Origin of the sequence: Micromonospora polyrhachis (assembly GCF_014203835.1) — a bacterium.
Classification (GTDB): Bacteria; Actinomycetota; Actinomycetes; order Mycobacteriales; family Micromonosporaceae; genus Micromonospora_H; species Micromonospora_H polyrhachis.
Window position 1 is genome coordinate 1,843,120 of sequence record NZ_JACHJW010000001.1, and the last position, 13,471, is coordinate 1,856,590.

13 protein-coding genes are annotated in these 13,471 nt (G+C 71.0%); 6 read left to right on the forward strand and 7 right to left on the reverse strand.

Annotated elements, in window-relative coordinates; genetic code table 11:
• The first annotated feature begins 8 nt into the window (after positions 1 to 8).
• From hutU to hutH, 5 genes are read left to right on the forward strand one after another with little or no spacing between them, the layout of a single operon-like run.
• Positions 9 to 1,688: a urocanate hydratase gene (hutU, locus tag FHR38_RS07530; RefSeq protein WP_184533994.1), complete on the forward strand. Its 1,680-nt coding sequence runs from the start codon at positions 9 to 11 to the stop codon at positions 1,686 to 1,688.
• A gap of 11 nt (positions 1,689 to 1,699) precedes the next feature.
• The gene (locus tag FHR38_RS07535; RefSeq protein WP_184533995.1) at positions 1,700 to 2,947 is read left to right on the forward strand and encodes an allantoate amidohydrolase; all 1,248 of its coding nucleotides are present in this window, start codon (positions 1,700 to 1,702) and stop codon (positions 2,945 to 2,947) included.
• A gap of 34 nt (positions 2,948 to 2,981) precedes the next feature.
• The gene (locus FHR38_RS07540; RefSeq protein ID WP_184539359.1) at positions 2,982 to 4,340 is read left to right on the forward strand and encodes a formimidoylglutamate deiminase; all 1,359 of its coding nucleotides are present in this window, start codon (positions 2,982 to 2,984) and stop codon (positions 4,338 to 4,340) included.
• 31 nt (positions 4,341 to 4,371) lie between these two features.
• Complete coding sequence (gene hutI / locus FHR38_RS07545) at positions 4,372 to 5,592, forward strand: imidazolonepropionase (RefSeq protein ID WP_184533996.1); 1,221 nt, start codon at positions 4,372 to 4,374, stop codon at positions 5,590 to 5,592.
• Positions 5,585 to 7,174 carry a histidine ammonia-lyase gene (hutH, locus tag FHR38_RS07550; RefSeq protein ID WP_184533997.1) on the forward strand — a complete coding sequence of 530 codons (1,590 nt, stop codon included), beginning with the start codon at positions 5,585 to 5,587 and terminating at the stop codon, positions 7,172 to 7,174. Before hutI ends, hutH begins: the two co-directional genes overlap by 8 nt.
• A 260-nt stretch (positions 7,175 to 7,434) precedes the next feature.
• On the opposite strand, the gene rdgB is transcribed toward hutH, so the two are convergent.
• The 3 genes from rdgB to FHR38_RS07565 all read right to left on the reverse strand — a co-directional run bounded on the left by rdgB (position 7,435) and on the right by FHR38_RS07565 (position 9,591).
• Positions 7,435 to 8,055 (reverse strand): RdgB/HAM1 family non-canonical purine NTP pyrophosphatase, encoded by a 621-nt coding sequence (gene rdgB, locus FHR38_RS07555; protein WP_184533998.1) that lies wholly within the window; start codon positions 8,053 to 8,055, stop codon positions 7,435 to 7,437.
• Positions 8,052 to 8,780, reverse strand: coding sequence for a ribonuclease PH (gene rph, locus FHR38_RS07560; RefSeq protein WP_184533999.1), 729 nt, complete (start codon positions 8,778 to 8,780; stop codon positions 8,052 to 8,054). Before rph ends, rdgB begins: the two co-directional genes overlap by 4 nt.
• A gap of 64 nt (positions 8,781 to 8,844) precedes the next feature.
• Positions 8,845 to 9,591 carry an MBL fold metallo-hydrolase gene (locus FHR38_RS07565; protein WP_184534000.1) on the reverse strand — a complete coding sequence of 249 codons (747 nt, stop codon included), beginning with the start codon at positions 9,589 to 9,591 and terminating at the stop codon, positions 8,845 to 8,847.
• 276 nt (positions 9,592 to 9,867) lie between these two features.
• Here FHR38_RS07565 and FHR38_RS07570 point away from each other — a divergent pair, with 276 nt between their 5' ends.
• A complete protein-coding gene (locus FHR38_RS07570) occupies positions 9,868 to 10,386 on the forward strand; it encodes a hypothetical protein (protein WP_184534001.1) in 519 nt (172 codons plus the stop codon).
• 223 nt (positions 10,387 to 10,609) lie between these two features.
• Here the strand turns inward: FHR38_RS07570 and FHR38_RS07575 are convergent, their stop codons facing one another.
• The 4 genes from FHR38_RS07575 to FHR38_RS07590 all read right to left on the reverse strand — a co-directional run bounded on the left by FHR38_RS07575 (position 10,610) and on the right by FHR38_RS07590 (position 13,388).
• Entirely contained in the window at positions 10,610 to 11,575 is a 966-nt protein-coding gene (locus tag FHR38_RS07575; protein WP_184534002.1) for a PLP-dependent cysteine synthase family protein, read from the reverse strand.
• Between the two features lie 11 nt (positions 11,576 to 11,586).
• A complete protein-coding gene (locus tag FHR38_RS07580; protein ID WP_184534003.1) occupies positions 11,587 to 11,982 on the reverse strand; it encodes a MoaD/ThiS family protein in 396 nt (131 codons plus the stop codon).
• A gap of 78 nt (positions 11,983 to 12,060) precedes the next feature.
• The gene (locus FHR38_RS07585) at positions 12,061 to 12,564 is read right to left on the reverse strand and encodes a M67 family metallopeptidase (protein WP_184534004.1); all 504 of its coding nucleotides are present in this window, start codon (positions 12,562 to 12,564) and stop codon (positions 12,061 to 12,063) included.
• Between the two features lie 47 nt (positions 12,565 to 12,611).
• Complete coding sequence (locus FHR38_RS07590; RefSeq protein ID WP_184534005.1) at positions 12,612 to 13,388, reverse strand: TetR/AcrR family transcriptional regulator; 777 nt, start codon at positions 13,386 to 13,388, stop codon at positions 12,612 to 12,614.
• Positions 13,389 to 13,471 lie beyond the last annotated feature (83 nt).

Sequence of the window (13,471 nt, forward strand, 5' to 3'; positions counted from 1 at the left end):
GCTCCCAAATGCCCGAGCCGATCCGCGCCCCTCGGGGCACCGGACGTACCGCCCAGGGTTGGCCGCAGGAGGCCGCCCTGCGCATGCTGATGAACAACCTCGACCCGGAGGTGGCCGAGCGCCCGGACGACCTGGTCGTCTACGGCGGGACCGGACGGGCCGCCCGGGACTGGCCGTCGTACCACGCGCTGGTCCGTACGCTGCGCGAGCTCAAGGACGACGAGACGATGCTGGTGCAGTCCGGCCGCCCGGTCGGCGTACTGCGTACCCACGAGTGGGCCCCCCGGGTGCTGCTGGCCAACTCCAACCTGGTCGGTGACTGGGCCACCTGGCCGGAGTTCCGCCGCCTCGAACAGCTCGGCCTCACCATGTACGGCCAGATGACCGCCGGCTCGTGGATCTACATCGGCACCCAGGGCATCCTCCAGGGCACCTACGAGACCTTCGCCGCCGTCGCCGCCAAGCTCGCCGGCAAACGTGGTGCCGGGCAGCAGTGGAGCAACGACACACTCGCCGGAACGCTGACCCTGACCGCCGGCTGCGGTGGGATGGGCGGGGCACAGCCGCTGGCCGTCACCATGAACGGTGGGGCGTGCCTGGTCGTCGACGTCGACCCGAGCCGGCTGGCCCGTCGGGTGCAGACCCGCTACCTGGACACGGTCGCCGACTCGCTGGACGAGGCGGTGGCGCTGGCGGTCGCGGCGAAACAGGAGCGCCGAGCCCTCTCCGTCGGTGTGGTCGGCAACGCCGCCACCATCTTCCCCGAGCTGCTGCGCCGGGGCGTCGGCATCGACATCGTGACCGACCAGACCAGCGCCCACGACCCGCTGTCGTACCTGCCGGAGGGGGTGGAGTTGGCCGACGCGGCGGAGTACGCGGCCAGCAAGCCGGCCGAGTTCACCGACCGGGCCCGCGCCTCGATGGCCAAGCACGTCGAGGCGATGGTCGGCTTCCTGGACGCGGGTGCCGAGGTGTTCGACTACGGCAACTCGATCCGGGGCGAGGCACAGCTCGGCGGCTACGACCGGGCGTTCGACTTCCCAGGATTCGTACCCGCCTACATCCGACCGCTGTTCTGCGAGGGTAGGGGTCCGTTCCGCTGGGCGGCGCTCTCCGGCGACCCGGCCGACATCGCGGCCACCGACCGGGCCGTACTCGACCTGTTCCCGGAGAACGAGTCGCTGGCCCGGTGGATCCGACTGGCCGGTGAGCGGGTCGCCTTCCAGGGCCTGCCGGCCCGGATCTGCTGGCTCGGCTACGGCGAGCGGGACCGCGCCGGGGTGCGGTTCAACGAGATGGTCGCCTCCGGCGAGCTGTCCGCCCCGGTGGTGATCGGTCGGGACCACCTGGACTGCGGCAGCGTGGCCAGCCCGTACCGGGAGACCGAGGCGATGGCCGACGGCTCGGACGCGATCGCCGACTGGCCGCTACTCAACGCGCTGGTCAACACCGCGTCCGGGGCGTCCTGGGTGTCCCTCCACCACGGCGGCGGGGTAGGCATCGGCCGCTCCATCCACGCCGGCCAGGTCTGCGTGGCCGACGGCAGCGCGCTGGCCGGGCAGAAGATCGAACGAGTGCTCACCAACGATCCAGCCATGGGCGTCATCCGGCACGTCGACGCCGGCTACGACACCGCCCGCGGCGTCGCCGACGCCACCGGCGTCCACATCCCCATGCCCCAGGCGTGAAGGAGATCCCCGTGTCATCGCATCCTGCGGCGGAAGGCTCGTTGACCGACCGGTTCCGGGACCTGTGGGACCAGCTCGCGCCGATCGGTCGGGACGAAAGCACCGGCGGCTACCTGCGCTACACCTGGACCGCACCGGAGCTGCGGCTGCGGGACTGGTTCCGGGAGCAGGCCGCCCAGCGGTCGATGCCCGTCACCGACGACGGTAACGGCAACCTCTTCGCCTGGTGGGGCGACCCGGCCGCCGGGGACGCGCCCGACGCCGAGCGTGGCGGGGACGTGGTGCTCACCGGCAGCCACTTCGACTCGGTGCCGCACGGCGGCGGCTATGACGGGCCGTTGGGCATCGTCAGCGCCCTGCTCGCCGTCGACGAGCTGCGCCGGACCGGGGTCACCCCGAACCGGCCGATCGGCATCGTCGCGTTCGCCGAGGAGGAGGGAGCGCGGTTCGGCGTACCGTGTCTGGGGTCTCGGCTGCTCACCGGGGCGCTGACTCCCGAGCGAGCGGTGGCGCTGACCGACCGGGACGGGGTACGCCTGGCCGACGCGTTCGGCGGCGAGCCGGCCGGGGCCCGCCCGGAGCTGGTCGGGCGGATCGGTGCGTTCGTGGAGTTGCACGTCGAGCAGGGGCGCGCACTGGTCGACCTGGACTCACCGGTCGCGGTGGCGAGCGCGATCTGGCCGCACGGCCGGTGGCGGTTCGACTTCACCGGCGAGCCCAACCACGCCGGTACGACCCGGATGGCCGACCGGCGTGATCCGATGCTCACCTACGCGTTCACGGTGCTCGCGGCGAACAAGGAAGCCCGGCTGCGCGGCGCGCACGCCACCGTCGGCCGGGTGCACGCCGAACCGAACGCCACCAACGCCATCCCGGCCCGGGTAACCGGCTGGCTGGACGCCCGGGCCGCCGAGCCGGAGACGCTGGCCGCTCTGGTGGAGGCGGTCCGGGCGAAGGCGGCCGAGCGGGCCCGCCGCGACGGTACGGAGTTGTCGGTCACCGAGGAGTCGGTGACCCCGTTGGTCGGCTTCGACCGAGGGCTGGGCGGGCGGCTACGCGACCTGCTGGACGTACCGGTGCTGCCGACCGGGGCGGGTCACGACGCCGGGGTGCTGGCGGCGCACGTGCCGACGGCGATGCTCTTCGTGCGTAACCCGACCGGGGTGTCGCACTCCCCGGCCGAGTCGGCCACCGACGACGACTGCGCCGCCGGGATCGCCGCGCTGGCCCGGGTGCTGACGGAGTTGGCATGCCAGTGACCAGGTGGACACATCAGCCCGACGGGAGCAGCCGTTGATCGCCTATCTCGCCGAGTACGCCTGGCTGCCGGACGCCCCGGCACCGACGGCGGAGGTGCTGATCGAGGTTGCCGACGGGCGCATCACCGGGGTGACCACCGGAGCTGACGCGCCGGCGGGCGTACCCCGCCCGCCGGACGCGGTCCGACTGCCGGGGCTCACCCTGCCGGGGCTGGCCAACGCCCACTCGCACGCCTTCCACCGGGCGCTGCGCGGTCGTACCCACGGCGGTCGGGGTGACTTCTGGAGTTGGCGGGACGGCATGTACGCCGTCGCCGCCCGCCTCGACCCGGACCGCTATCTGGCCCTGGCCCGGGCCGCGTACGCCGAGATGGCGCTGGCCGGGATCACGTGTGTGGGCGAGTTCCACTACCTGCACCACGGGCCGGAGGGCGTGCCGTACACCGACCCGAACGCGATGGGTGCGGCGCTGGTCGAGGCCGCCGCGCAGGCCGGCATCCGGCTCACCCTGCTGGACACGCTCTACCTGACCGCCACAGTGGACGGTGATCCGTTGACCGGTCCGCAGCGTCGGTTCGGCGACGGTGACCTGGACGGCTGGTCGACCCGGCACGACCTACTGAAAGCGGCGACGCACGCCCGGATCGGGGCCACGTCGCACGCCCGGATCGGGGTTGCGCTGCACTCGGTACGGGCGGTCCCGGCGGAGCTGCTGGCCACCTTCGCCGAGCACAACGAGGGCGTCCCGCTGCACTTCCACCTCTCCGAACAGCCGGCCGAGAACGAGGCGTGCCTGGCCCGGCACGGCTGCACCCCGAGCCAGTTGCTGGCCGATCGGGGCGTGCTCTCGCCGACCGCCACGGCGGTGCACGCCACCCACCTGGCCGACGCCGACTTGGCGCTGCTCGGCGGGACCGGCACCGGCGTGTGTTTCTGCCCGACGACCGAACGGGACCTGGCCGACGGAATCGGCCCGGCCCGGGAGTTGGCCGACGCGGGTAGCCCGCTCAGCCTCGGCAGCGACAGCCACGCCGTGATCGACCTGTTCGAGGAGGCGCGAGCGGTGGAGTTGGACGAGCGGCTGCGTACCCGGCGACGTGGGCACTTCGCCGCCACCGAGCTGCTGACCGCCGCCACCTCGACCGGGCACGCGGCGCTGGGCTGGCCCGACGCCGGCCGGATCGCGGTGGGGCAGCGCGCCGACCTGGTCACGGTGCGGCTGGACAGCGTACGCACGGCAGGTGTGCCGCCGGTCGGCATGTTCTTCGCGGCCAGCGCCGCCGACGTGACCGACGTACTGGTGGACGGTCGGCCGGTGGTGCGCGACGGCCGGCACGTCACCATCGACGTACCGGACGCGTTGCGCGAATCGATCGGAGCGGTCACCCGGTGACCGCCCCCGGAGCAGACAGCGAGGTGACGCCGTGAGCCCCCGGCTCGACAGCAGTCTCCTGGTCGACAACATCGGAGAGCTGGTCACCAACGTCGCCGGCACCGGGGAGGGCGGTCCGCTCGGCATCCGGCGCGACGCGGCGGTGCTGGTCGAGGGCGACCGGATCGCCTGGATCGGCCCGGCGACGTACGCCCCGGCGGCAGACCGGCGTATCGACGTCGAGGGGGCGGCGGTGCTGCCCGGCTTCGTCGACAGCCACGCGCACCTGGTCTTCGCCGGCGACCGGGCCACCGAGTTCGCGGCCCGGATGGCCGGTCAGCCCTACACCGGCGGCGGGATCCGCACCACTGTCTCCGCCACCCGGGCCGCCAGCGACGACGAGCTACGCGCCAACGTCGCCCGCCTGCACCGCGAGGCGCTGCGGCAGGGCACCACCACGATCGAGATCAAGAGCGGGTACGGCCTCAGCGTCACCGAGGAGGCCCGGTCGCTGCGGATCGCCCGCGAGTTCACCACCGAGACGACCTTCCTCGGGGCGCATGTGGTGCCGGCCGAGTACGCCGACCGCCCCGACGACTACGTGGGACTGGTCTGTGGGCCGATGCTGCGGGCCGCCCTGCCGTACGCCCGGTGGATCGACGTGTTCTGCGAGCGGGGCGCGTTCGACGCCGACCACGCCCGCGCGATCCTCACCGTCGGACAGGCCGCCGGCCTGGGCGTACGGCTGCACGCCAACCAGCTCGGTCCCGGGCCGGGCGTACAGCTCGCCGTCGAGGTCGGGGCGGCCAGCGTCGACCACTGCACCCACCTCTCCGACGCCGACATCGAGGCGTTGGCCTCCACCACCGTGGATTGGACGTCGGGCGCGGAGACGACGACGGTGGCGACCCTGCTGCCCGGGGCCGAGTTCTCCACCCGGTCGCCATATCCGGACGCGCGTCGGCTGCTCGACGCCGGGGTCACCGTGGCGCTGGCCACCGACTGCAACCCCGGCTCGTCGTACACCTCGTCGATGCCGTTCTGCGTGGCGCTGGCCGTACGCGAGATGGGGTTGACCCCGGCGGAGGCGGTCTGGGCGGCGACGGCGGGCGGCGCGCGGGCGTTGCGCCGTGACGACGTCGGCGTGCTGCGCCCGGGGGCCCTGGCCGACCTGGTCGTCCTGGATGCCCCGTCCCATCTGCACCTGGCCTACCGGCCGGGAGTTCCACTGATCAGCCAGGTCCTGCACAACGGAGTGCCGCATCATGAGTGAGCGAATCAGCAAGCACAGCCATACAACTCATGCCATCAACGAGCAAAGCGCCGTGATTGTCCAGCCCACCGGGGTCTCCCCCGGCGACGTGCTCGCGGTGGCCCGGGGCACCGCCACCGTCACACTGGATCCGGCGACCGTGGCGGCGATGGCCACCAGCCGAAGCATCGTCGACGACATCGAGCGGGACGGCCGCCCGGTGTACGGTGTCTCGACCGGTTTCGGGGCACTGGCGAACACCTTCGTCGCCCCGGAGCGGCGGGCCGAACTACAGCACGCTCTGATCCGCTCGCATGCCGCCGGGGTCGGCGCGCCCATGCCCCGTGAGGTGGTCCGGGCGATGATGCTGCTGCGGGTCCGCTCCCTGGCACTCGGGCACTCCGGGGTCCGGCCGCTGGTCGCACAGGCCCTGGTCGACCTGCTCAACCAGGACATCACCCCGTGGGTGCCGGAGCACGGCTCGCTGGGTGCCTCTGGTGACCTGGCCCCGCTGGCGCACTGCGCGTTGGTGCTGCTCGGCGAGGGTTGGACAATCGGCAAGGGCGGGGTACGCGAAGATGCGGCGGTGGCCCTACAGCGGGCCGGGCTGGCCCCGATCGAGCTCTCCGCGAAGGAGGGCCTGGCGCTGATCAACGGCACCGACGGCATGCTCGGCATGCTGCTGCTGGCGATCGACGACGCGGCCCACCTGTTCACCATGGCCGATGTCACCGCCGCGCTGGCCATCGAGGCGATGCTCGGGTCGGAGCGGCCGTTCCGGCCGGAGCTGCACGCCATCCGTCCGCACCCGGGGCAGGCGGTCTCGGCAGCCAATATCCACCGGCTGCTCCAGGGCTCGGCGATCATGGACTCGCACCGGGACGATCTGGCGCACGCGGTGCAGGATGCGTACTCAATGCGGTGCGCGCCGCAGGTGGCTGGGGCCGCCCGGGACACCCTGTCGTTCGTGGACAGCGTCGCGGCCCGGGAGTTGGTCTCGATCGTCGACAACCCGGTGGTGCTGCCGAACGGGCAGGTGGAGTCGACCGGAAACTTCCACGGCGCACCGCTGGGCTTCGCCGCCGACTTCCTGGCCATTGCCGCCGCCGAGGTCGGTTCGATCTCCGAGCGTCGGGTGGACCGGCTGCTGGACGTATGCCGCTCCCGGGACCTGCCGGCGTTCCTGTCCCCGGACGCCGGGGTCAACTCCGGTCTGATGATCGCCCAGTACACCGCCGCCGGCATCGTGGCGGAGAACCGGCGGCTGGCCGCCCCGGCCTCGGTGGACTCGCTGCCGACCAGCGGTATGCAGGAGGATCATGTCTCGATGGGCTGGGCGGCGGCCAAGAAGCTGCGTACCGTGCTGGACAACCTGACCAGTCTGCTCGCGGTGGAGCTGCTGGCCGCCGTACGAGGATTGCAGTTGCGGGCTCCGCTCACCCCGTCGCCGGCCGGACAGGCGGCGGTGGCCGCGGTAAGCAAGTTCGCCGGGGACCCCGGCCCGGACATCTTCCTCGCCCCGGCCATGGAGGCCACCCGATCGGTGGTCGCCAACCGGGCACTCCGGTCCACGATCGAGACCCACCTCGGCCCACTTGGGTGAAAGGAAGGGCCCCTTCTTATCGCTTTCTGCCTTGAAGGGGCCCTTCCTCACGCCCCAGGGCCGGTGCAGCCACCCGTCAATGTCAGTCGAGCCGACCCGGGCGGAGATCTATCCGAACGTGTGGGACCCCCGGAAGGGGTGGAGTGGCTTCGGGGCTACTACGACGACCTGCCGCCGTGCTTCGCGGCAGCGGCGGAAGTCGGCGAGGCGATCATCTTCTGGGTGGACTGAGGCCAGCCATGCCGGGATCCGTTCTGCCCCTAGGCTGGCGAGACCGGCAGCACCTTGGCGACCACCTTGGCCAGCTCGCGCAGGGCCTTGCCCCGGTGGCTGACCGCGTCCTTCTCCTGTGGGGTCAGCTCGGCGTTGGTCCGGTCCTGCCCGTCCCCGAGGAAAATCGGATCGTAGCCGAACCCGCCGTCGCCGCGCGGTGCGCGCAGCAGCCGGCCGGGCTGCCGCCCCTCGACCAGGTGCTCCTTGCCACTGGGCAGCACCAGGGCCACCGCACAGACGAAGGCGGCACCCCGCTGTTCGTCGGACACGTCACCGATCTGGGCGAGCACCAGCTCCAGGTTGGCCTGGTCGTCGCCGTGCCGACCGGACCACCGGGCGCTGAACACGCCGGGCATTCCGTTGAGCGCATCGACGGCCAGTCCGGAGTCGTCGGCGATGGTGGGCAGGCCGGTCTGCCGGCAGCCCTCACGCGCCTTGAGCAGGGCGTTCTCACCAAAGGTGAGCCCGGTCTCGGGGACCTCCTGGTATTCGGCGACGTCGGCCAAGCCGACCAGCTTGATCCGCTGTGGACCGAGCGCACCGTCGAGGATGCGCTGCAACTCGGCGAGCTTCTTGAGGTTACGGGTCGCCAGTAGCACCTGAATCATTCGGCGAGTGCCTTTCGTTGGGCTTCGGTCAGTTCGGCACAGCCGGCCACGCCGAGGTCGAGCAGGGCGTCGAGCTGCTCGCGGGCGAACACCCCGGACTCGCCGGTGCCCTGTACCTCCACGAAGTCGCCGGTGCCGGTGCAGACCACGTTCATGTCGACCTCGGCGCTGACGTCCTCCGCGTAGCACAGGTCGAGTCGGGGCTCCCCGTCGATGATGCCCACGCTGACCGCGGCCACCGAGCGGTGCATCACCGCCGCCGGCTTGCCGGCCAGGGCCTTACGGCTGGCGAGCCAGCTGACCGCGTCGTGCAGCGCCACGTACGCCCCGGTGATGGCGGCGGTCCGGGTGCCGCCGTCGGCCTGGAGGACGTCGCAGTCGAGGACGATCGAGTTCTCGCCGAGCGCCTTCAGGTCGATGCAGGCTCGCAGGCTGCGTCCGATCAGGCGGGAGATCTCATGGGTACGACCGCCGAGGCGGCCCTTGACGCTTTCCCGGTCGGAGCGGGTGGTGGTGGCCCGGGGCAGCATGGAGTATTCGGCGGTCACCCAGCCGAGTCCGGAGCCTTTACGCCAGCGGGGTACCCCCTCGGTGACGCTGGCGGTGCAGAGCACCCGGGTGTCGCCGAATTCGACGAGCACCGAGCCCTCCGGGTGGATGCTCCACTTCCGGGTCAGGGTCACCGGTCGGAGTTGGTCGGGCCGCCGCCCGTCAGGTCGCGCCATGCTGGCAGCCTATGTGTTCACCCGAACCCGCCGACCCGGGGTATCCCGGCGCACGGCGATCCGATCAAATCTCGTAGCTGGCGCCGGGGCGGACCACCTCGACCGGGCCGGCGAAGGCGGCGGAGGCGGCCTCGAAGGTCGACGCCTCGCTGGCCCACGCGGCGACCAGGTGGGTGAGCAGCAGTTTGCCGACTTCGGCCTTGTTCGCGGTCTCGCCCGCCTCCCGGCCGGTCAGGTGCAGATCCGGCGGGTTGTCCACTCCGTCGAGATAGCTCGCCTCACAGAGGAACACGTCGGCACCGTGCGCCAGCCGCAGCAGCGCCTCGCACGGTGCGGTGTCGGACGAGTAGGAGAGGATTCGTCCCTCGTGCTCCAGCCGTACACCGTAGGTTTCCACCGGGTGGTTGACCCGGTCGACGGTGACTGCGAACGGCCCGATGGGGAAGGTGCCGGGTTGTAGGCCGTAGAAGGTGTAGACGTCGTCGACCGGCCCCTCGTCCGAGCTGTAGGCGCGGGCGATGCGGTCCGGGGCCCCCGCTGGTGCGTAGACCGGCAGCGGCGGCTGCGGGCCGTCCGGGGAGTATCGACGTACGACCACGTAGGTGACCGCGTCGAGGATGTGGTCGCAGTGCAGGTGGGTGAGGAGAATGGCGTCGACGGCGTTCAGCCCCACGTAACGCTGGAGGGCGGAGAGCGATCCGGAGCCAAAGTCCACCAGGAGACGGAAGCCCTCGGCTTCCACAAGGTACGCCGAGCAGGCCGACTCAGGGCCGGGGAAACTGCCGGCGCATCCCAGGACGGTCAATCGCATCTGGCTATCCCGTTTTCGCCCGCGGCCGGAGACAGCCCGCCCCCTACCATTTCGAAGATCGTTTCCGGCGAGTCTGCCACGGTGCGCAGCCTACGCCGCGACAAGTAGGCGGACCGAAGATCTGCTCTGTGTTGTCGTCAAGGCGACAGCACCCCTATCTCAGTTCTGGACAATTCCCTCAAATCAGGCGTTACGCCCAAGCTACCTTTCCGTTGCACTGCGTAGGAGGCCGAGCGATCAACGCGGAGCCAGAGCGCCGAGCAGGATGGTGAAGGGGTGCCCGCGCAGGTTGACAGACCTTCACCCGGTCCGGCGCTGACCGACTGCCCAGTGGTCGCGGTGGCGACCCTGGCCGCGTTGGAGCAGGCGTTCAGGCTGAAGGCCGGCTCGCCGAGAGTCGTCACCCGCTACACCTCGACCCCGGTGCCGGTGGCGACCAGGATCAAGCCACCACCGCCGACCCTGACGGTGCCGCCCAGCGCCGGTCGGCACCGTTTTCTGCGCCGCCGATCGCAACCCCGAGGAGCCAACGGGCGCATGCTCGGCATCTGCGGCTGGGCAACCGGGCTCGGCGTCGTCGGTCTCGGGCCGGCATCGCGTGCGGTGGTCGCGGTCGTGTCCGACACCGCACCCGAGTGGTACGAACCCACCCTGGCGGGCCTCGGTCTGGCCGGGATCGGGCTGACCGCGATGGCGCTGGGGGTGGCCCGACGGCGACGGCTGCCCTGGATCGCGCTGGGGGTGGCCAGCGTACCCGTCTGCGTCAGCGTGGGCCTGGCCATCGCCATCCCCTGAGTTAGGACGGTCAACTCTGCGGCGTCCGACGCGGTCTGGACGACAATGCCGATCCGGCTACGCCAGGCGCGGCCCGCCCGGCTCAGACTCTCGCCCAACACGGATACTTGATGGACAAACCGGCAGCCGGTGGCGAGCGTAGCGGCCTGATCATGATTCAACGGGAGGACACGGCACGCGTCGACGAGTCGCCCAACGGGCACACCGGCCTGATCCCGTCAGGTCAGGCCCAGAGTTGGCCCTCCAGTGCTTCCTCGGCGTCGCTGAGCGTGCCGCCGTACGCCCCGGTCGACAGGTACTTCCAGCCGGCGTCGGCCACCACGAAGGCGACGTCGGCCCGCCGGCCCTCGCGTACCGCCTGATGGGCCACGGCCAGCGCGGCGTGCAGGATCGCCCCGGTGGAGAAGCCGGCGAAGATTCCCTCCACCTCGACCAACTGCCGAGTACGTAGCACCGCGTCCCGGGTCCCGACGGAGAACCGGCGGGTCAGGACCTTCGGGTCGTACAACTCGGGTACGTAGCCCTCGTCGATGTTTCGCAGCCCGTAGACGACCTCGCCGTACCGGGGCTCGGCCGCGACGATCTCGATGCCCTCGACCTTTTCGCGCAGGTAGCGACCGGTGCCCATCAGGGTGCCGGTGGTGCCCAGGCCGGCCACGAAGTGGGTGATCGTGGGCAGGTCGTGCAAGAGTTCCGGGCCGGTCGTCTCGTAGTGGGCCCGGGCGTTGGCCTCGTTCCCGTACTGGAAGAGGGTCACCCAGTCGGGATGCTCGGCGGCGATCTGCTTGGCCGTCACCACCGCCTGGTTGGATCCGCCGGCCGCCGGCGAAAAGATGATCTCCGCGCCGTACATGCGCAGGACCTGCACCCGCTCGGCCGAGACGTTCTCCGGCATCACGCAGACCAGCCGGTAGCCCCGGGTCTTGGCCACCATCGCCAGCGCGATGCCGGTGTTGCCGCTGGTCGGTTCGAGGATCGTGTCCCCCGGCCGGAGCCGCCCGGACTCCTCGGCCTCGCGGACCATGAACAGGGCCGGGCGGTCCTTGATGCTGCCGGTCGGGTTCCGGTCTTCGAGCTTGGCCCAGAGCCGCACCGGCGGTGCCCCGTCGGGCACCGTCGGCGAGAGCCGGGGCAGGCCGACCAGCGGCGTGCCCCCACAGGCGTCGAGCAGACTGTCGTACCGCGCCATGGCGGCCGACCTCAGCGCCCGGAATCCGGGGTACGGACTGCCAGCGCCGCCGCGGTGGTGACGTTGTGCCGGCTGATCGCCGCCGCGGCGGCACGGTGCTGGCTGATCGCCGCAGCGGCGGCGAAGCCGAACGCACCACCGGCGACGGCGGGCAGGATGGTCACGGTGTCGCCGTCGGCCACCTTGGCGTCCAGTGCGCCCAGGAAGCGGACGTCCTCGTCGTTTACGTAGATGTTGACGAACCGGTGCAGGCCACCCTCTTCGGTGACCAGGCGACCCCGCAGGCCGGAGTACTTGCCGTCCAGGTCGGTCAGCAGCTCGGCGAGCGTGTCACCGGCACCCTCGACGACCTTCGCGCCGCCGGTGTAGCTACGCAGGATGGTGGGGATACGAATCTCGATGGCCATGGTCTTACTCCTGATGGAACGACGGTGTCATGGAAGAAAGGGACTACGGAGGTATGGGTGTCGAGCCGCGCTGAGAGATCAGCGGCCGGAACACTCGTAGTCGACCGTCGCCGGGCTCTGCCCGAACATGTAGGACTGCACGGCGTGCTGGTCCACGTTGGCGTCAACGCTGTCGCCGTCGAGGATGTGGACCGGCTCCTCGGTGATCACGCCGTCCACGATGCGGAACGAACGGATCTCCTCGGTGGCGGGATCGCGGGTGGAGACGAGTAGGTAGTGAGCGCCAGGCTCGCCGGCGAAGGCGACGTCGGTCCGCGACGGGTACGCCTCGGTGGCGGTGTGCGAGTGGTAGATGACCACTGGCTCCTCGTCGCGGTCGTCCATCTCCCGCCACACCCGGAGCTGTTCCATCGAGTCGAACTCGTAGAACGTCATCGAGCGCGCCGCGTTGTCCATCGGGATGTGCCGGGTCGGGGTGTCGCTGCCGGCCGGTCCCGCGACGACACCGCACGCCTCGTCGGGATGGTCCCGACGGGCGTGGGCGACGATCGCGTCGACGATCGGCCGGTCGATGCTCAGCACGCCCACCAGCCTACCCGTAGCCTCGCGAGGTTTTCACGTGGCGACCGTCACCCGGGATGGCCGCCGTGTTTCTGGATGAACACCTCGATCCCGTCCAGAACCCGCTGCAGGCCGAACTCGAAGTCCTCCGCGTCCTCGTAACCACCGATCTCGTCGAAGAAGCCGGTCGAGGTCATCTTGTGCAGCGTCGGGTAGCGGTCGGCGTCGACCACCTTGCGCAGTAGCCGCCCGTACCTGACGGGGTCGTACGCCCCGGTGCCCATGGCCCGGTGCAGCTCCCGCGAGAAGTGCGCCTCGCCATGGACGTACCCGGTGAGGAGCTGGACCACCGCGAGCCGGTAGCCGTCCGCCAGGCCGGTCCCGTCGAGCGCCCGCAGGCCACGGTCCATCCAGGTCAAGCCGTTAGGGGTGACCGGTGGGCCGCTGATCGGCACCTCCAACAGCCACGGGTGCCGACGGAAGGTCTGGAGGTGGTCACGGGCCCACCGCTCCAGACCGGCCCGCCAGCCCTCCTCCGCCGTCTCGCCTGCCGATGACGCAGCGGCCTGCGGCATCGCGCCGGCGGTCTCCTGCATGAGCATGAGCAGTTCGTCCTTGCCCTCGACGTAGCGGTAGAGGGACATGGTCGTGAATCCGACCCGTTCGGCGACACGACTCATGGACACCTGCCCGAGCCCTTCCGCGTCTGCCAGCTCGATGGCCGCCTGGACGATCTGTTCCAGGCTCAGCCCAGGTCGGGGCCCTCGACGCGGGCGCTCCCGTCGCCCCCAGAGCAGTTCCAGGCTGCGGGGCAGCTCGTCGCCGGCGTGGTCGTCGTTCGTCATCCGTGTCCCTTGGTCGGCCTTGACCCCATCCTAAAACTGTGTATAGCCTACACGTAAGCGTGTATGACATACACAGTTCGATT